Origin of the sequence: Shinella agrisoli (assembly GCF_046557955.1) — a bacterium.
Classification (GTDB): Bacteria; Pseudomonadota; Alphaproteobacteria; order Rhizobiales; family Rhizobiaceae; genus Shinella.
In genome coordinates this window covers 19634-37742 of the sequence record NZ_JBJIEP010000035.1, presented here as the reverse complement: position 1 = coordinate 37742, position 18109 = coordinate 19634, and the positions used below count along the sequence as shown (strand labels likewise).

Here is an 18109-nt window from a genome sequence, read left to right as displayed (position 1 = left end):
GTCGAGGCTGTTGAACTCCATGTCGAGCCCTTCCTCGCTCGACTTGCGGGTATAGATGGCGCAGCGCTGGCGGCGCGGAACGACCGCGACGGCTTCCTGATGACGGCTCATCGGTCGTCCCTCCGTGCCTCGCGTAGGCCGAAGAAGCGATAGCCGTTCCACTGCGTGCCGGTGATCGCCCGCGCCACCGCCGACAGCGACTTGAACTTGCGCCCCTGCCAGTCGAAGCCGTCCTTCATCACCGTGACGGTGTGCTCCACCCCGTCCCATTTGCGCACGAGGCGGGTGCCGACCACCGGGTTGCGGGAATCGGCGATGATCGTCTTGCGCCCCACCCGACCGTCGATTTCGTCGGCCAGCAGGTCCAGCGTCCGCCGCGTCTCGCGGGACAGGCCGCCGAGGGTCAGTTCCTGGACCCGGTAGCTGAGCCTCAGCTCGAGGTAACTGCGGCTGTTGTTCGGAGCGGGGGTGCCGAAGAGGCTTTCCCACTTCGCCTTCAGCTCGACCACCGTCATTCGCTTCAGCGCTGCAAGCTGCGTGACCACGCTCGCGTCCGCCGCATCGCGGTTGCCCGGTTGCCATGGCGCAGCGTCAGTCTTTCTCTTCGTTCCTGGCATTATTGCCCTCCAACTCGGTTGCTCGGTTTGCGACGACCAACACGGCGTTTGAGGGCGAGAATGTCGAATGAACTGTCTTCGCCAGGTGCAGATAAAGAACTGGACTGTTCCGGCAGTATACGCCTCAGCCCCGCGGCAAGAATGAACGCGAGTTCATCGAGGCGTTCGCCCGTCGACAGACGGACGGGCTGCAGCGGGTTCGGGCCAGATCGGGCGTCTTGCATGAGACCGTTCGCAACAGAAGATGACTGGCGAAACGGTAGTCGCAAAACGACGATACGCAAGTATATTCAACGTGTTATCGAGTTTCCGCGCAATCATTCGAAGCGCGCCGCAGGGGTCGGTGTGCCGTCTCCTCCGTCCTCGCCGTTGATCCCATACGCTAAGTAGCGTATCAATCCGCTCATCCGCGAAGAGGCGTATCCGCGGCATCAGGGACAGATAAGGTAGGACAGCAATGTCGGCTCAGTCCGTGACATTCGGTCAGGCAATTGCGAAGGCCCGCAAGGCCAAGGGCCTCAGCCAGAAGGAGCTCGCAGCGCTCGTGAAGAAGGAGGAAGGCGGCGGCCCGATTTCGCCGCAGTACCTCAATGACATCGAGCATGACCGCCGGAGCCCCACGTCCGATCACCTGATCAAGCAGTTTGCAACGATCCTCGATGAGGACGAGGGTTACCTTTTCGTGCTGGCCGGAAAGATTCCTGATGACGTGCGACAAAAGGCGAAGGATCGAGATAAGATTGTGAAGAGCTTCGCGAATTTCAGAAAGAACATCACGAATTGAGGTAGTCGCCTTGGTTAGGATGGTGCCCGACAAGACTGGACGGTTCGCAGAGAGGCCACACTACTCCGCCCAAGAGCTTGACCGCGAGTGTGAGCGGATTGTCTCCGCCCTCTTGCGCGGCCGTCGTGGCTCCGTCGATTTTCCTGTACGGACGGATGATCTCGAAGTGCTGATTGAACAGCACGAATCGGAGCTCGATGCTTACGCCGATCTATCGGACTTCGGTGACGACGTTGAAGGCATGACCGAGTTCTTCCCGGAAGGAAGAACGAAGGTCTCCATCTCGGAGAAACTGGCCAACGACTCGCGGCGGGAGAATAGGCTGCGGACGACCCTCGCCCACGAGTTTGGGCATGTGTATTTCCACCGTCACCTCTGGGCGGAGAAGTTCATCGCTCGGCGTCTGTTCGATCGCAAGAGCATCGAGAACAAGGCCATCTGCAAGCGCGACAGCATCATAAGCGCGTCCCAGTACGACTGGATGGAATGGCAGGCTGGATACGTCAGCGGGGCGATCCTCATGCCCGCGACTCAGCTGCGCCGCCTTGTCTCGGATTATTGCGAGCCGCGAGGACTGCACGGCTCGATACACCAGGCCTCGGAGGATGGCTGCGCACTTATCCGTGCAGTCATGGACCGATTCGCGGTCTCAGAGGATGCCGCGCGAGTCCGCCTTTTGAAGCTGAGCCTACTGGTCTCCTCCAGCAGCCAACCCTCTCTTTTCTAGCAGAGAATCCGTCAATTCGCGGAAAAGCGTATTTTTTCGATTGACTCCGCGCGGGCACTAAATACGCTTATTAGCGGATTAGCAACTCTGCGGATGCACCACGAAAGGAGACCAGCGTGACCGCTCTTTCCGCCTTCCTTCGCAAGACGCCCGGCGAGGCGCTGCGCGAATACTTCGACCGACCGGAAATCGGCCTCCCTACAGAATTTGACTGGCCAGCATCGGACGCCGATCTTTCCGGACCACTTCTCGCCGCCATTGAGAAGTTGTCCCGCGTTCAGCGCGACCGCATCTCGAACGACGCCGAGCGCGTCCATGCCCTGTCCGACGAGCCGGGCCAGGCTGCGATTTACAGCGTCGCGGAAGATCCCGCCTTCCTAGACGGACTTGCCAACCCGCACGCGCGGTCGCTCTGGATGTTCCTGAACGCGCAGGACCGCTTTCGCCATGCCGAGGAAGTCCGCTTCACGGAGGACCGCCGGCGCGGTCGGATGTGGGCCGGCTACATGACCGATGCCGGCTGCGTCGTGCAGCGCGACGCGCCAGCCCGCCATGCCTTCGTTTCCGCGATCAAGGAGTTCTCGGGCGCCGCCCATGCCCATGTCGACATCTTCGACCGGGTGAGGACGACCCATGAGGGCGACGAATGCGACCTCGTGCAGGTGACGATCTACCGCGAGGGACGGCCCGACGATCTGCTGCGCTTCGACGATAAGGGATCCCTCGTGCGGCAGGCTTATCGTCCCGTGTTCGAGGCCGCGGTGACCTATGAGCCCGCAACAGGTGGCATCGAGGTGATCGCCAACGACAAGGTGACGCGGAGCGAGATCGTGAAGGCGACGGTCACGCACCTCCTTGGCATCGAGTTCAGGGAGAACCGCCTGCCCCTACGGTGGTACGACCTTTCCGTGCTGCTGACGCCGTACGACTTCCCGGTCGACCCCGAGGACGGGATCGAGGGTGTCGAGGTGCGCGAGCTGCGCCTGATGCCGATCGACGACAGTGATTTCAGGGTGACGCTGGAGAAGCCCGCGCGCGCTGACGAAACGATATGGGCGAAGGCGGAAGAGAAGTTCGGAGATCGCACGCCCCTGAGCGAAGGGTACGTCGTCACGCGGGCCAAGATCGCCGTGAAGCTTGCCCGGCGCCCGGGAGGTGACAGGCGGCGCACGCTGACCCTGACGATCACTTGGCCGCATGGCTGCGATCTGAAGGATCGCACCGCGGCCGAGCAGATGATCGGCGAGAAGTACCTTCGGCGCTGGGGGATCCTGGTTGATGACCTGTAGCTCTTCGAGGATTGATCTCGCCGCCCGCCGGCTGCTCTCGTCCATCGCCGGGACCCGCGACGCGCGGGTCTCGGCCATGGCCCTCGCCCACAAGCGCGGCGCCGGAAAGCAGCTGATCGAAGCGGGACTGCTCGTGCCGCGCGGCAGCACCATGGCCGTCGTCGCCGAGGACGATCTAGACGACACCCCGACGTCCGTCATCGTTCACCCGATCACGGGGCGTCATGGGCATCTCAGCAATGAGGCGTGGCAGGATGAGCACTTCACTGCCCGTCGCCGGGTCTATGCGCTGGACATGTCGGCCACAGCCCGGCGAGTGGCCGCCCGGCTCGACTGCTCGCTCGGTGATGACCCCGTGCCATCCCTTGATGGTGCGGTGATGGACTTTGGGACGGCGCGGCTGCCGAAGCGCAGGGCGCGCGCTGGGATCTGGGTCGCCCGAGGTCTGACGGCGCCGGCGGTTTTTGAGGAGTTCCGTCAACTCGTCACGCGCCGTCCCCCCGAAGGCCTGCGCGTGGTCCTTTTCCTCGATCCTCCGGATCGGCATCGCCTCAGCTTCATAAGGGGCCATGAGTTCGTCGCGCTGGCGGATGTCGTCGATCACGAGGATGGCCTCGCTGTCGCACCGGAAGTCCTGGCCGCACGCCTGCTGAAGGGGCCTTCGCACAAAGGGCCCGTCTGGGTCTCCGGCGATGGCGGCGTGCTGATCGTGCATGGCACGTGGCATGAGTTCACTGGCGGTAAACAGAAGATCGCCGTGGCCATGCTCGCCGAAGCCTGGCTGGGCGGCGACCCCGTGCTGCCCGTCGCGCGCATCCTGGAGGAAGCCGAGTGCGGGCCATCGGTGAAGCGATTGAAGGATCTCTTCGGTGGCCACCCCACCTGGCAAGAGGTGATCAGAGAGAGCGGATCCAACTGCTGGCTCGAGGTGTGACACTGAAAGCCTCTCGAAACTAGGCCGTCCTTCGGGGCGGCCTTTTTGGTTTTTGGCCACTCGGACTGCATTCCTCCCGTATCTCCTCCCTGGCTCCTCCCCGGCTCCTCCCCCGGCCTCGTCCATCGTCTCCGCAGGTTTTCGACCAAAACCGAAGGAGAATCAGATGGCTACGAAACACCTCAACCAGATCGACCTGGCTGCGCGCTGGAACATCAGCCACCGCACGCTTGAGCGCTGGCGCTGGACGGGCGAAGGCCCGCGCTTCGTCAAGCTCGGCGGTCGCGTCGTGTATCGCCTCGAAGACGTCGAGGAGTACGAGCGCGAGCAGATCCGCGCGAGCACTGCCGACCACCCCAGCAAGCCTGCGGCGTGAGGGGGCGGTGATGACGATCTCCAACCGCATTTCCCTCGATGAGCTCCTGCGCATGGCCGTCGGCGACATCGCCGCTCTGCCTGCCGAACAGCTCGCCCTTCTGCAGGACGAGGCCGCGGAGGCGCTGCGTCGCGCCAAGACCGTCTGCGACTGGCTCGATGGGGCCGTCGCGCTCAAGTACGGCGATCGTGCCCACGCAACGCGCCAAGCCGCCGGCAAGGACACCGGCACGGTCCGCTTCGATGACGGCGCGGTCACCGTGATCGCCGATCTGCCGAAGCGCGTCGACTGGGACCAGGACAAGCTCGCCGCTCTCGTCGAACGCATCCGGGCCAAGGGCGACGATCCCACCGAATACGTCGATGTCGCGATCAAGGTGCCCGAGCGCAAGTTCGCGGCCTGGCCGAGCCACATCCGCTCCGCCTTCGAGGACGCGCGCACCGTCCGCACCGGCAAGCCCAGCTTCCGGCTTTCCCTGAACACCGAGGTGACGTCATGAGCATCACGAAGAAGCTCGCGGTGCTCCGCGAGCACCATTACGGGCTGGACAAGCTGCCCGAGACCATCCGGGTGCCGGCCCTTGGCGAGCGTCGCGACGAGACCGTCAAGCCGGTCGGGGCGGCCTCGATCGACGACCTGGCCTTCGCCCTCATCGGGCTGAACGAGCAGGCATCGGCGCTCTACCGCGAGATCGATGCGGTGCGCACCCTCCACGACGAGGCCCGCAAGGCCGGCGCGCTGGGAGTGGACGTCGCGATCGACGCCCTGATCGCGGCGAAGGGAGGCAAGTGATGGCCCTCCCGATCATCTCCGCCGATCAGCGGCTCGCCGAGCCGCGCGGCATCAAGGGCACGATCTTCGGCAAGTCCGGGATCGGCAAGACCTCGCTTCTCTGGACGCTCGACTCCGCCACCACGCTGTTCATCGATCTGGAGGCGGGCGACCTCGCCATCGAGGGATGGTCCGGCGACAGCGTCCGCCCGCGCACATGGGCCGAATGCCGCGACTTCGCGGTCTTCATCGGCGGCCCCAATCCGGCGCTGCGGGACGACCAGGTCTACAGCGAGGCCCACTTCGCGGCGGTGTGCGAGCGCTTCGGCGATCCGGCTTCGCTCGACCGCTACCACACGGTCTTCATCGACTCGATCACCGTCGCCGGGCGGCTCTGCTTCCAATGGTGCAAGGGGCAGCCCGATGCGTTCTCGGAGAAGACCGGCAAGCCCGATGTCCGCGGCGCCTACGGCCTGCACGGCCGCGAGATGATCGCGTGGCTCACGCATCTGCAGCACACGCGGGCGAAGAACGTCTGGTTCGTCGGGATCCTCGACGAGAAGCTTGATGACTTCAATCGGCGCATCTTTCAGCCGCAGATCGACGGCTCGAAGACCGGCCTCGAGCTGCCCGGCATCGTCGATGAAGTCCTGACGATGGCCGAGATCAAGGACGAGTCCGGCGCGCCGTACCGTGCCTTCGTCTGCCAGACGATCAACCCCTGGAACTTCCCGGCGAAGGATCGATCCGGCCGTCTCGACCTGATCGAGGAGCCGCATCTCGGCCGGCTGATGGCCAAGATCCGCGGCCCCGTGAAGCCCGCCTCCGAGCGGCTGGCCTATCGCAGCCCGCCCCCGGCCGCGACGGCGCCGACCTCCGACGCCCCCACCCATTCCGAAAACGCCTGAACGAGGAGACCCCAGCCATGACTGGATCCTGGAACGACTTCAACGACGCCAAGCAGAACAGCAACATCATCCCCAAGGGCACGGTGGCCAAGGTGCGCCTGACGATCCGTCCGGGCGGATTCGACGATCCGGCGCAGGGCTGGACCGGCGGATACGCCACGCGGGGGACCACCGGCTCGGTCTATCTCTCGGGCGAGTTCACGGTTCTCGAAGGGCCCTACGCCCGGCGCAAAATCTTCACCTTGATCGGGCTCTACAGCCCCAAGGGCCCGGACTGGGCGAACATGGGCCGCAGCCTGATCCGCGGCATGCTCAACTCCGCGCGCGGCATTTCGGACAAGGACACGTCCGCTCAGGCCCAGGCCGCGCGTCGCATCAGCGGCTTTGCCGATCTCGACGGCCTGGAGTTCGTGGCGCGGATCGACATCGGCACCGACACCAACGGCGAGGAGAAGAACGAGATCCGCGCGGCCGTGACGCCGGATCACAAGGACTACGCCGCTCTCATGGGTGGCGTGCCCGGTGCGGCACCGCAGCCGCAGGCTCAGCCTTCCCAGCCCTCCATGCCCCAATCTTCAGCACCGGCGGCGGGCACGCGCCCGTCCTGGGCGCAGTGAGGCGGCCATGCTGCTGCGTCCCCGCCAGAAGCAGTTCGTCGAGCGCAGCGTCCGCGCGCTCGGCGAACACGGAAACACCCTCGGCGTCGCCCCGACCGGAGCCGGCAAGACGATCATGCTCTCGGGCGTCGTCGGTCGCATGGTCGGCGAAACCCCGAAGATCACAGGCGCCAAGGCCTGCGTGCTCGCCCACCGCGACGAGTTGACCGCTCAGAACCGCAGCAAGTTCGGCCGGGTGAACCCGAAGATCACGACCTCGGTCGTCGATGCGAAGGAGAAGTCGTGGGCTGGACAGGTCACCTTCGCGATGGTGCCGACGCTGGCGCGCGCGGGCAATCTCGACCAGCTGCCCGCGCTCGACCTCCTGGTCATCGACGAGGCGCACCACGCGGCCGCCGACAGCTATCGCCGCATCATCGACACCGCGCTCCAGCGCAATCCCGAGTGCCGGGTCTACGGCGTCACCGCGACGCCCAACCGGGGCGACAAGCGCGGTCTGCGTCCGGTGTTCTCCAACGTCGCCGATCAGATCCGGATCGGCGAACTGATCGCCTCCGGCCATCTCGTGCCGCCGCGCACCTTCGTGATCGATGTCGGCGTCCAGGACCAGCTCACAAAGGTGCGCCGCACGGCCGACGATTTCGACATGGCCGAGGTCGACGCGATCATGAACCGTTCGCCGGTCACGGACGCCGTCATCCGCCACTGGCGGGAAAAGGCGGGCGAGCGCCAGACGGTGGTGTTCTGCTCGACCGTGGACCACGCGCGCAACGTGACGGCCGCCTTCAACGCGGCCGGTGTCGCCGCCGGGCTGATCCACGGCGACATGGCCGATGCCGATCGCAAGATGACCCTCGACGCCTACGCCGCCGGACAGCTGCGGGTCGTCGTCAATGTCGCCGTCCTGACCGAGGGCTGGGATCATCCGCCGACGGGCTGCGTCGTGCTGCTGCGGCCGAGCTCCTACAAGTCGACCATGATCCAGATGGTCGGCCGCGGCCTGCGCACGGTCTCGCCCGAGGAACATCCAGGCGTCGTCAAGACCGACTGCATCGTGCTCGACTTCGGCACGTCGACCCTGCTGCACGGATCGCTGGAGCAGGACGTCGACCTGGACGGTCGCGAGCCCTCCGGGGAAGCGCCGACCAAGGATTGCCCGGACTGCGGCGCCATCGTGCCGCTCGCCACCACCGAATGCCCGCTGTGCGGTCATGTCTGGGAGCGTCCCGAAGGCGGCGAAGCAGCGCCGCTCGGCGACTTCGTGATGTCCGAGATCGACCTGCTGAAGCGGTCGAGTTTCCGTTGGTGCGATCTCTTCGGCGACGATGCCGCGCTCATCGCCAACGGCTTCAATGCCTGGGGCGGTGTCTTCTTCCTGAACGGCCGGTGGTACGGCATCGGCGGTCTGCAGAAGCAGCGGCCTCATCTGCTGGCGATGGGCGAGCGCACTGTCTGTCTGGCGGCGGCGGACGACTGGCTCAACGAGCATGAGAGCGACGAGAGCGCGCACAAGACGCGCCGCTGGTTGAACCAGCCGCCCACCGACCGGCAGCTCGCCTTCCTGCCGCCGGAGTACCGGCAGGACTTCGGGCTCACCCGCTACCAGGCATCGGCGCTGCTGGCCTTCCGCTTCAACCGCGACGCCATCCGCTCCCTCGTCTTCGGGGCGGCCGATGCCGCGCCCGAAGCAGCCATAGGGAGGGCGGCATGAGCCATGGCATCTGTTTCCCCCACCACGGCCGAGGACCGGCGGCGGCTCTGGCATCCGCGTGGAACGCTCTGTGCTGTCTGCCGGCGACCCACCCGTGGCTTTGGCTGGTTCGACCCGGTGCGGTCGAAGCAACCGCGCCCCTCGGTCTGGTTCTGCTCGATGGCCTGCCAAGGCTTCTGGACGCGCTTGGCGCGGGAGCGCTGGGCCATGGTTGATCTCACCGAACAGGAGAAGGCGGCGATCCGCGCCGCCATGAAGCCGGTCGCCGAGATCATGGAGGAAATCGGCTGGCAGGCGCGCTTCTCCGACCTCACGGAGGCGCAGGTGCTCACGCTCATCAAGGTCGCCGTCGGCGGCTTCCAGGACGCCATGCACGCCATGGCAGCCGACGCCGACGCGGAGGTGCCGTTCTGATGCTCGACTATAACCACCGCCCCACCTGCGCCGAACGCATCAATGCGGTGATCGACGAGGCGATCACCGCTAAACGCGCGGCGGTTGCGCCCAGGACCTACCTCGGCGGCTCCCGCCTTGGACACGGCTGTGAGCGGGCGCTCCAGTTCGAGTTCGCGGGTGCGCCGAAGGATGAGGGCCAGGAGTTCTCAGGCCAGACTCTGCGGATCTTCGAGATCGGACACGCGCTCGAAGATCTTGCCATCCGCTGGCTGCGCGGTGCCGGGTTCGATCTCTATACCCGCAAGGGCAACCGTCCGGACAGCGAGCAATTCGGCTTCTCGGTCGCGGGCGGACGCATCCGCGGCCATGTCGACGGGATCATCGCCGCTGCTCCCCAGCAGCTGGGCATCGGCGTTCCCGCGCTCTGGGAATGCAAGACGATGAACGCGCGCAACTGGCGCGAGACCGTGGCCAAGGGCGTGGTTGTCGCGAAGCCCGTCTACGCGTCCCAGATCGCCCTCTACCAGGCCTATATGGAAGCGCAGGTCCCCGGCATCGCCGAGAACCCGGCGCTCTTCACGGCGATCAACAAGGACACCGCCGAACTCCACCATGAGCTCGTGCCGTTCGACACGAGCCTTGCCCAACGCATGAGCGACCGTGCCGTGCGGATCCTTCAGGCGACGGATGCAGGGGACTTGTTGCCGCGCATCGCCACGACGCGTGATTTCCACGAGTGCCGGATGTGCCGGTGGGCGGAACGCTGCTGGGGGCTGCCGGCATGAGCGGGAACAAGGTCGTCTCCCTCGATGCGTGGCGCGACTTCAACGACGCCGCGCCGCAGGCCGATCCGTTCGACATCGAGCCGGATCCAGAGCAGATCGCCGTCTTTCTCGACGTCGTTTTCGGTTACTGCGAGGGCTGGGTGCCCCTGCGCGGGTTCGTGGACAAGGGCCAAGGCATCGACGGTCGACCCCACAACGCCTGGATCGAGATCGACGACAGTTTGCTGGAGAAGGCGGTTTCCTTCGCCGGTTGGGCAGCACGCGAAGGGGCGGCCTTCTATGTGGTGCCGGGAACGGTCGCCGAGACCGGCAAGGCCAAGGCCGCCGATGTCCAGCAGATGCAGACGGTCCTGGTCGACCTCGACGCCGGAGACATTGCGGCCAAGCTCGACCACCTCATCCGGCATCTCGGCGAGCCGACACTGCTCGTCGAAAGTGGCGGCCGGACGCCGGACGGTCTCGACAAGCTGCATGTCTGGTGGCGCTTGAGCGAACCGGCCGAGGGCGAGGACATCGCGCTTCTCTGTCGGCTGCGCGGCGACATCGCGGTCAAGGTCGGCGGCGACACGCATTTCCGATCGGCCCACCAGCCGATCCGCCTGGCTGGTTCGGTCTATCACAAGGGCGGGTTCAAGCGCCTGGTCAACATCCGCCGCCACAGCCCGCGGATCGAGGTCCATCTGCGCGACTTCGCGGAAGCAGTCGCCGACATGCCGCCGCTTGCCGGGGTCGGATCGGAGCCAGGCCCCTCTACGGACAAACCGTCGATCACCGATGTCCTGACGACGCCGGTCCGCGAAGGCGGATCGGACGATTGGACCCGCTTCCAGGGGGCGAGCGCCGCGATCGGCCACTACGTCCGCATGGCTCATGAGGGCCGCATGAGCCGCGACGACGCGTGGGAGGCGATCTGCCAGTACAACGCCGCCCAGCTCCGTCCCAGCTGGCCGCTCGAACGTCTCGCCTCGGAAGCACAGCGCCTCTGGCGGCTGCACGAAGAGCGCCATGGGCCGGCCCTCGAACGGATCGCCGTGCCGCCGATGTCCGCGCTGCCGGTTTTCACGCTCGGCGCACTGCTCGACGACGTGAGCCCGATGCCCGACGACATCATCGCGCCGCGTTTGCTGACGCCCGGCGGGATGCTGGTGCTCGGCGGCGCGCCCAAGGTCGGCAAGAGCGACTTCCTGATCAGTCTGCTCGTCCACATGGCGGCGGGGGTGCCGTTCCTCGGCTTTGCACCAAGCCGGCCGCTACGGATCTTCTATCTGCAGGCGGAGATTCAATACCACTATCTGCGGGAGCGCCTTCATGCCATCCGGATCGAGCCGGCGCTCCTGGCCGCGGCGCGCGATAATCTCGTCGCTACGCCGAAGGTCCGCATGCTGCTCGACGCCGGCGGCGTGGGCCTGACCATCGCCGCGGTTCGCGCCCACTACGGCCAAGGCGCGCCCGATATCCTCTGCATCGACCCGATCCGCAATCTCTTCGATGGCGGTCCGGACGGCGGCGGCGAGAACGACAACGCCGCCATGATGTTCTTCCTGCAGGAGCGGGTAGAAGCGCTGCGGGACGCCGTAGCCCCGGATGCCGGCCTGATCCTCTGCCATCACACCCGCAAGATCACCAAGAAGCAGCTCGCCGAGGATCCGTTCATGGCGCTCTCGGGCGCGGGTAGCCTCCGCAGCTTCTACACCTCCGGCGTGATCATGCACCGGCCCGACGAGGACCGACCGGAGCGGATGCTGCATTTCGAGCTCCGCAACGGCCCCGGCATCGAGCCGATGATCATCGACAAGGCGGACGGACGCTGGATCGTGATCGATCGCTCGGAGACAAGGCTCGTGCGTCGCGAGTTCGGCGAGAAGCTCGACGCCGAGCGCGCACGCAAACACGACGTGATCCTTCAACTGCTCTTCGATGAGGCCGAGGCCGGCCGGCTCTACACCGCGCTGCAGTTCGCCGAGACGTTCGAGAATCAGGCCGGGCTCGGCGGAAAGGATACGATCCGCGAACGGATCAGCGTGCTGGCCACGAAGGGTTTCATCAAGTTCGTTCGCGATGGCGCGCCGTTCGGTCTGCCAATCTCGCGCTCGAAGTTCGGCTATCTCTGCGTCGAGGGCATGACGTTCCCGACCGGAGAAGAGACGGCGGACACCGACACAGGCGAGCTCGTGTCCGTCCGGATCCCGGTTCTTCCCAGCCACTACAAATGTCCGCACAGCGGCGCGGCGCTGCCGGTCGAAAACCCGCTCATCTGGGTCTATCAGACGCAGGAGACCTCGTGATGCACCGGCTCACGTCGTCTACGCGGACTTACGCAGATTCAAGTTGTGGCAAGTTGGGACAAGTTGGGCAGTCAGGTCCCCAACTACTTTCGCTGCACCTAGCAAAGCCGCGCACCGTCCCGACGTCTCGCGCACATTCAAGTTGGGAAAGCCCGTCACAACTACCTTGGCTCCAACGCGCTCCGCTGCGCGGCCTTTCGCAGATTCAAGTTGGGAACGCGACCCACGCCATGGGCCGTCCCAACCTCGATTTCCTCAACAGTTTCAGCATGTTGATGCGATCTCGAAGTTGTGGGGGTGAAACCCACCCCCTTCGGGGGTGGGGGAGACCCGCGCTGAGCGGGTTCTCCCACTCCCACCCCCGGGGGGCTTCACGCGCGCGGTCGCCGCGCCCCGCGTCTCCTCACCGACATCAGACGAAAAGGACCCATACCATGAGCCAATGCCCGTCACCCATCCCTAGGAGCGCGCGCCCTTCGGCCCCGGTCATCGCCACATCTGCGGGCGGCGCCATTCTTGCCCTCGACCTCGGCACCACGACAGGCTGGGCGATCCGCGGCCCCGACGGTCTCATCAACAGCGGCACCATCTCGCTGCGTCCGGGCCGCTACGACGGGGGCGGCATGCGCTACCTGCGCTTCACCAACTGGCTGACCGAAATCGATCGGCTGTCCGGGCCCATCGCAGCGATCTGGTTCGAGGAGGTCCGGCGACATGTCGGCACGGATGCCGCACATCTCTACGGCGGTTTCCTGGCGACGTTGACCGCTTGGTGCGAGCGTGAGGGCGTCGCCTATCAGGGCGTTCCTGTCGGCACCATCAAACGCTTCGCCACGGGCAAGGGCAACGCTGGCAAGGATGCTGTGCTCGCCGCGATGCGCCAGCGCGGGTTCCAACCCGCCGACGACAACGAGGCCGACGCGATCGCGATCCTGCTTTGGGCGATGGAGACCCGGGGAGGTGTGCTGTGAGGTGGACGCCGAGCCTCGTCGAGGAACGTCTCGCGGAAGCGGCCATCGTGCTCAAGCGCCTGCCCGAACCCCGGCGGCAGGGATATTTCAGCGTCTGGCCGGAGGTCATCCATAGCTTCGCCGACAAGGTCGGACAGGAGCCAAAGCCGATGCGCGTCATCCCGTCACCCGCCGCGATCAGCCGGATGGAGGAGACGCTCAGCTGGACGGTGGGGCTCGATCCGATCGACGGCAAGATCGTCTGGCTGCGCGCCTACGGCGAGCGCTGGAAAACCATCTGCTGGACCGTCGGATTGCAGCGCTCGGCGGCGCACGAGCACTGGCTCTATGCGCTCTGCGTGATCGCATGGCGGCTTAACCAGCGCAAAGTCCCCCGTCTCCGGTCGCGCCGCTACGTGATTGAAATGGTCAAAGGGGCTTGCGAGGACCCGACCAGTCACCCCAATTAACTTCTTGTCCGTACGTTGTCCGTATGATACAGAAATTGGGACAGGAGATCAGCCATGCCCGTAGCCGAAGCCAAGTCCGAACGTATCGAGGTGCGCACCACGCCGACCATGAAGGCGCTGCTGCAACGTGCAGCCACGTTTTCGCACAAGAACGTGACGGAGTTCCTGCTCGAGGCGGGCATTCATGCCGCCGAGGAAGCGCTCGTCGATCGGCGCATGTTCCGGCTGGATGACGCCCAGTGGCAAGCATTCCAGGATGTTCTCGACCGCCCCGTCCAGAGCAAGCCGCGCCTCGCCAGACTGCTCGCCGAGAAGAGCGTGCTTGAGTGACGGCGGAGAACCAATCGTTCTCTGCCGTCCAAAAGCTCGATGCCTCCCACGACGTCGACGGGTTTGATTGCGGCAAGGAACCTCTCGATCGATTCCTGCAACGCCACGCTCTGGTCAACCAGAAAGCGGGCAGCGCTCAGACCTATGTCGTGTGCCGCGGGGAACAGCGTGTCGCGGGCTATTACAGCCTCGCGGTCGGTGCTGTCGAACATGCCGAGGCACCCGGTCGAGTCAGGAAGGGGCTTGCCGGTCATCCGATCCCGGTGATGCTCCTCGCTCGTCTTGCCATCGACCGGGCCGAGCAGGGAAAGGGGCTGGGCAAGGCGTTGCTCAAGGATGCACTGCTGCGCACGGCTCAAGCTGCCGACATTGCAGGTATCCGAGCGCTGCTCGTGCATGCCAAGGACGATGAAGCGCGCGCCTGGTATGAGCAGTTCGACTTCGAACCGAGCCCGACCGATCCCTATCACCTCTTCCTGCTGATGAAAGATCTGCGGGCGCTTCTCGGCGAGTGATCGCAAGCTCGCGAAGCGAAGCGGAAAGTGTCCGCCGGGCACTTTTCGAAGAGACGAAAACCCCGGTTTTTGGGTAAATTCTGGCTATCCTCGGGAGAAGCGCGCGCGTCGCGATCACGAGCGCCCGGATCCTTTCGCTGGAACCGATCCAAATAAAGGATCCGCACTGATCCTTTCGTAACGGATCGGTGCCCATTCACGCCAACATCGCCTGAGCATTCGAGTTCACGGGTCCTTCCTGGCGGAAATCGTATGCTGGCGGGCGAGGCGCGATGGATCACCAGCGACAGGGCCGGATTTTTGGGAAGCCACCCGGTATCCGGATCCACGCCAATCCCGAGAAACCACCAACGAACACGCGCCTGATGGCCGGACGCCCGTCGCGCCCGCTGGAGCCCGCACGGAGTCCAGCGCGGTCTCCGGAGTCCAGGACCACAGTTGTCCACTTCGATCCACGGACCCATCCGACCCATGACGCTGAGCTTCGCCCCTGAGCGGATCGAGACCTGGCCGCTTTCGCGCCTCCAGCCTTACGCAAAGAACGCAAAGGTGCACGGCGCGGACCAGGTCGCCAAGATTGCCGCCAGCATGGCCGAGTTCGGCTGGACCGTGCCCTGCCTCGTGGCCGAGGACGGGGAGCTGATCGCAGGCCATGGGCGCGTGCTTGCCGCGACGCAGCTGGGGCTCACCGAGGCGCCTGTGATCGTGCTCGGGCATCTGACCGAGGCGCAGCGCCGGGCCTACCGCATCGCGGATAACAAGCTGACGGAACTCGGAAGCTGGGACGAGGCATTGCTGTCCGCCGAGCTGCAGGGACTGCTGGCCGAGGACTTCGATCTGTCGCTGGTCGGATTCTCCGACGGCGAACTCGACAAGCTCCTCGCGCTCGACCCGGACGGAGACGATGAAGACGGCGGGGCTGGCGGCTCGGTTCCGCCCGTGACCATACCCGAGCCGCCGCGCAATCCGGCCTCCCGCAAGGGCGATCTATGGATCCTCGGCGATCACCGGCTGCTCTGCGGCGACAGTACGAACCATCAGGATGTACGCCGTCTGATGAACGGCGAGCGTGCGGTCCTGTTCGCCACCGACCCGCCGTATCTCGTGGACTACGACGGCTCGAACCACCCGACGCGGAACAAGGATTGGAGCCAATCCTACGGCGTCACCTGGGACGACAGTTCGCAGGGCGCGGAGCTTTACGACGGCTTCATAGCCGCCGCAGTGGCCGAGGCGATCACCGAGGACGCCGCCTGGTATTGCTGGCACGCGTCCCGCCGCCAAGCGATGCTGGAGGCTTGCTGGGAGAAGGCCGGCGCCTTCGTCCATCAGCAGATCATCTGGGTGAAGGACCGCGGCGTCCTGACCCGGTCCCATTACCTTTGGAAGCACGAGCCCTGCTTCATGGGCTGGCGCCGCCCGAACCGTCCGCCGAAGGTCGCCGAGGAGACGCTGCCCTCGACGTGGGAAATGCCGTCCTTCGCCAAGGATGAGCGCCCCGACCACCCGACGCCGAAACCGCTCGACGCCTTCGGGATACCGATGCGCCAGCATGTGGCTCGCGGCGGGCTCTGCTACGAGCCGTTCTCAGGCTCCGGCTCACAGATCATGGCGGGCGAGGCCAACGGCCGGCGTGTCTTCGCAATGGAGATCAGCCCGGCCTATGTCGATGTCGCCGTGGAGCGCTGGCAGGCGGAGACTGGGCGCGATGCAATCCTCGACGGCGACGGTCGAACCTTCGCCGAGGTGAAGGACGAGCGGCTCAGTCCTGCTTCAGCCGAAACGGATGCAGCATGAAACAGAGCCGTGCCATGTCTCTCGTCGAGTCCCTTGCCAACGTCGCCGTCGGCTACGGCGTAGCGGTGGTGACCCAGATCCTGATCTTCCCGATTTTCGGTCTGCACACGACGCTGGCGCAGAACCTCATGATGGGAGCCATCTTCACGGTGGTCAGCATTGGACGTTCCTACGCGCTGCGGCGGCTGTTCGAGGAGATCCGGTTGCGTCATGCCAGATGAAAATCGCCGCCCGGATCGGGCGGCGGTATCGAGTTTGGAAGATGTATCGCCTTCAAGTCGGCGGGAGGCTGTACACCCGCCCGCGGTCATCAATCTTCTCGGAGGCCACTTCGAGACCGAGCTTTTTCTTGAGAGCGCCCGCCATCGCGCCGCGCACCGTGTGCGGCTGCCAGCCGGTGGCCGCGACAATCTCTGCGATGGTCGCACCTCCCGGCGCGCGAAGCATGGCGATCAGCGTGGCCTGCTTGGTGCCTTCTCGCGATATCCGCGCCTTGGGCGCTTCCGTCTGCTCGGCGGGGGTGTCCGGCGCGCTTTCAGGCGCGGTGCTGGTGCCCTCGGGCTTGATGCCAATGGCGGCGAGGCCTGCGTTGGTCGCCACCAGCGTGGTGCCGTGACCGTCCCCGGTCTCGCGCCAGACAAGCTCGCCCTTGCGGACGTCGGCATCGACTTCCTCGATGAAGCCTTTGGCGATCATCGTCTCCACCACCTTGGTGGCGGCGCCTCCGCGCAGGGAACCCGGAAGCGGCAGGACATTGTGACTGTCGCGTTGAGCGGCGGCGCTGAGAATTACGGCTTGCGTGTCGGTGAGCTTGGTCATGGGGTCGTCTCCTTGGATTGAACCGCAACCGTCGCGGCCCTTCTACGACCCCAAGCCGCGCGGCACGGCGCGGCCGGAGTTCAGGCAGGCGCAGGATTTCACCCGGCGTGCTCGCCCTCGCGGAACGCCATGTCGGTGATCTCGCGCAGCTTGTCGCGGTAGTGGCTCAGGGAGCCGACATGGCCCCAGTTGATCTCATCGGGATTGGTTTCGAAGTGGTCGTCGCTGAGCGCCTTGAGGCGTTCCAGCATGCTGTCGATCTCCAGCTTGGCGGCGATGAAAGCGTCGAGTGCCTTCGAGTTGTCGGTGGCGCGTCGGGTCATCTCTGTGGCTCCTCGTGGCGAGTTGCAGCGTAGTCTTGAAAGCCACGTTCGCTCTGTCCGAACCGCTTATCAACTCGATAAGCACCTGAATCTGAACAATAATCGGAGAACGCCATGCAGGGGCTGAGCGAGCGCCAATACGCCGCGCGCGTCGGTCTCTCGCGGGGCGCGATCCAGAAGGCTAAGGCGGCGGGACGGCTGGTCCTCCATGAGGATGGCAGCATCGACGCAGAGGCGAGCGACACACGCCGGGCGGCGATGACGGACCCGTCCAAGACCCGGAAACCGCCCGCGCCGAAGCTGAAGCCCGTCCCTGAGGCGGCCGTGTCCGCCGTTGGCGACACTCTGCGGGAACAAGGGCTTGCCGCGCCACCCGTCGGCAGCGGCACGACCTTCCTGCAGGCCAAGACCGCGAATGAGGTGCTGAAGGCCCAGGAGCGGCGCATCCGGCTTCAGAAGCTCAAGGGAGAACTCGTCGACCGCGCCCGGGCGGTTGCGGTCGTGTTCCGGCTGGCACGCGAGGAGCGCGATGCCTGGGTGAACTGGCCGGCGCGCGCGGCGGCGCTGATGGCGGCCGAACTCGGCGTCGAGGCGGCCGCCATGCAGAAGGCCTTGGAGAAACATGTACGCGCCCACCTCGACGAACTCGCCGAGGTCCGGTCCGAATTCCGGTGACGAATATGGCCTGAGGGATTTCGAAGGCGC

23 protein-coding genes are annotated in these 18109 nt (G+C 65.5%); 20 read left to right on the top strand and 3 right to left on the bottom strand.

Annotated elements, in window-relative coordinates; all coding sequences use genetic code 11:
* Positions 1-107: 107 nt before the first annotated feature.
* A complete protein-coding gene (locus tag ACIIOY_RS24970) occupies positions 108-545 on the bottom strand; it encodes a DUF2924 domain-containing protein (RefSeq protein WP_411037382.1) in 438 nt (145 codons plus the stop codon).
* A 529-nt stretch (positions 546-1074) separates the two neighbouring features.
* Between ACIIOY_RS24970 and ACIIOY_RS24965 the strand changes: the two genes are divergently transcribed.
* The 19 genes from ACIIOY_RS24965 (at position 1075) to ACIIOY_RS24875 (ending at position 16483) form a co-directional block, all read left to right on the top strand.
* Positions 1075-1401 carry a helix-turn-helix domain-containing protein gene (locus tag ACIIOY_RS24965; RefSeq protein ID WP_144865744.1) on the top strand — a complete coding sequence of 109 codons (327 nt, stop codon included), beginning with the start codon at positions 1075-1077 and terminating at the stop codon, positions 1399-1401.
* A gap of 19 nt (positions 1402-1420) precedes the next feature.
* Complete coding sequence (locus ACIIOY_RS24960; RefSeq protein ID WP_411037381.1) at positions 1421-2128, top strand: ImmA/IrrE family metallo-endopeptidase; 708 nt, start codon at positions 1421-1423, stop codon at positions 2126-2128.
* A 116-nt stretch (positions 2129-2244) separates the two neighbouring features.
* Positions 2245-3417, top strand: coding sequence for a hypothetical protein (locus tag ACIIOY_RS24955; protein WP_411037380.1), 1173 nt, complete (start codon positions 2245-2247; stop codon positions 3415-3417).
* A 76-nt stretch (positions 3418-3493) separates the two neighbouring features.
* Positions 3494-4351 (top strand): hypothetical protein, encoded by an 858-nt coding sequence (locus ACIIOY_RS24950; protein ID WP_411037379.1) that lies wholly within the window; start codon positions 3494-3496, stop codon positions 4349-4351.
* 166 nt (positions 4352-4517) lie between these two features.
* Positions 4518-4727, top strand: coding sequence for a helix-turn-helix transcriptional regulator (locus ACIIOY_RS24945; protein WP_050474479.1), 210 nt, complete (start codon positions 4518-4520; stop codon positions 4725-4727).
* A 10-nt stretch (positions 4728-4737) separates the two neighbouring features.
* On the top strand, positions 4738-5226 hold the full coding sequence (locus ACIIOY_RS24940) for a hypothetical protein (protein ID WP_411037378.1): 489 nt from the start codon (positions 4738-4740) through the stop codon (positions 5224-5226).
* Positions 5223-5519 (top strand): hypothetical protein, encoded by a 297-nt coding sequence (locus ACIIOY_RS24935; protein WP_411037377.1) that lies wholly within the window; start codon positions 5223-5225, stop codon positions 5517-5519. The genes ACIIOY_RS24940 and ACIIOY_RS24935 overlap by 4 nt, the downstream gene beginning before the upstream one ends.
* Positions 5519-6406, top strand: a complete 888-nt coding sequence (locus ACIIOY_RS24930) for an ATP-binding protein (RefSeq protein WP_411037376.1) — start codon at positions 5519-5521, stop codon at positions 6404-6406. The genes ACIIOY_RS24935 and ACIIOY_RS24930 overlap by 1 nt, the downstream gene beginning before the upstream one ends.
* Before the next feature lie 17 nt (positions 6407-6423).
* Positions 6424-7023: a hypothetical protein gene (locus tag ACIIOY_RS24925; protein WP_411037375.1), complete on the top strand. Its 600-nt coding sequence runs from the start codon at positions 6424-6426 to the stop codon at positions 7021-7023.
* Between the two features lie 7 nt (positions 7024-7030).
* Positions 7031-8734, top strand: coding sequence for a DEAD/DEAH box helicase (locus tag ACIIOY_RS24920; protein WP_411037374.1), 1704 nt, complete (start codon positions 7031-7033; stop codon positions 8732-8734).
* A gap of 207 nt (positions 8735-8941) precedes the next feature.
* Positions 8942-9148, top strand: a complete 207-nt coding sequence (locus tag ACIIOY_RS24915) for a DUF6511 domain-containing protein (protein ID WP_411037373.1) — start codon at positions 8942-8944, stop codon at positions 9146-9148.
* Complete coding sequence (locus tag ACIIOY_RS24910; protein WP_411037372.1) at positions 9148-9915, top strand: hypothetical protein; 768 nt, start codon at positions 9148-9150, stop codon at positions 9913-9915. Before ACIIOY_RS24915 ends, ACIIOY_RS24910 begins: the two co-directional genes overlap by 1 nt.
* Positions 9882-12200 carry an AAA family ATPase gene (locus tag ACIIOY_RS24905; protein ID WP_411037371.1) on the top strand — a complete coding sequence of 773 codons (2319 nt, stop codon included), beginning with the start codon at positions 9882-9884 and terminating at the stop codon, positions 12198-12200. Before ACIIOY_RS24910 ends, ACIIOY_RS24905 begins: the two co-directional genes overlap by 34 nt.
* Positions 12201-12634: 434 nt before the next feature.
* The gene (locus ACIIOY_RS24900) at positions 12635-13171 is read left to right on the top strand and encodes a crossover junction endodeoxyribonuclease RuvC (protein WP_411037370.1); all 537 of its coding nucleotides are present in this window, start codon (positions 12635-12637) and stop codon (positions 13169-13171) included.
* Positions 13168-13620: a DUF6362 family protein gene (locus ACIIOY_RS24895; protein WP_411037369.1), complete on the top strand. Its 453-nt coding sequence runs from the start codon at positions 13168-13170 to the stop codon at positions 13618-13620. The genes ACIIOY_RS24900 and ACIIOY_RS24895 overlap by 4 nt, the downstream gene beginning before the upstream one ends.
* 54 nt (positions 13621-13674) lie before the next feature.
* Positions 13675-13950 (top strand): type II toxin-antitoxin system TacA family antitoxin, encoded by a 276-nt coding sequence (locus ACIIOY_RS24890; protein WP_135996652.1) that lies wholly within the window; start codon positions 13675-13677, stop codon positions 13948-13950.
* The gene (locus ACIIOY_RS24885; protein ID WP_411037368.1) at positions 13947-14465 is read left to right on the top strand and encodes a GNAT family N-acetyltransferase; all 519 of its coding nucleotides are present in this window, start codon (positions 13947-13949) and stop codon (positions 14463-14465) included. Before ACIIOY_RS24890 ends, ACIIOY_RS24885 begins: the two co-directional genes overlap by 4 nt.
* A 471-nt stretch (positions 14466-14936) precedes the next feature.
* On the top strand, positions 14937-16262 hold the full coding sequence (locus tag ACIIOY_RS24880; protein WP_411037367.1) for a site-specific DNA-methyltransferase: 1326 nt from the start codon (positions 14937-14939) through the stop codon (positions 16260-16262).
* Positions 16259-16483 (top strand): DUF7220 family protein, encoded by a 225-nt coding sequence (locus ACIIOY_RS24875; protein ID WP_063186609.1) that lies wholly within the window; start codon positions 16259-16261, stop codon positions 16481-16483. Before ACIIOY_RS24880 ends, ACIIOY_RS24875 begins: the two co-directional genes overlap by 4 nt.
* Positions 16484-16535: 52 nt before the next feature.
* Here ACIIOY_RS24875 and ACIIOY_RS24870 read toward each other — a convergent pair whose 3' ends face one another.
* A complete protein-coding gene (locus ACIIOY_RS24870) occupies positions 16536-17081 on the bottom strand; it encodes a DUF3489 domain-containing protein (protein ID WP_411037366.1) in 546 nt (181 codons plus the stop codon).
* Between the two features lie 98 nt (positions 17082-17179).
* A complete protein-coding gene (locus ACIIOY_RS24865; protein WP_045449885.1) occupies positions 17180-17404 on the bottom strand; it encodes a hypothetical protein in 225 nt (74 codons plus the stop codon).
* A 114-nt stretch (positions 17405-17518) separates the two neighbouring features.
* Here ACIIOY_RS24865 and ACIIOY_RS24860 point away from each other — a divergent pair, with 114 nt between their 5' ends.
* On the top strand, positions 17519-18079 hold the full coding sequence (locus tag ACIIOY_RS24860; RefSeq protein ID WP_411037365.1) for a hypothetical protein: 561 nt from the start codon (positions 17519-17521) through the stop codon (positions 18077-18079).
* The last annotated feature ends 30 nt before the right edge of the window (positions 18080-18109 follow it).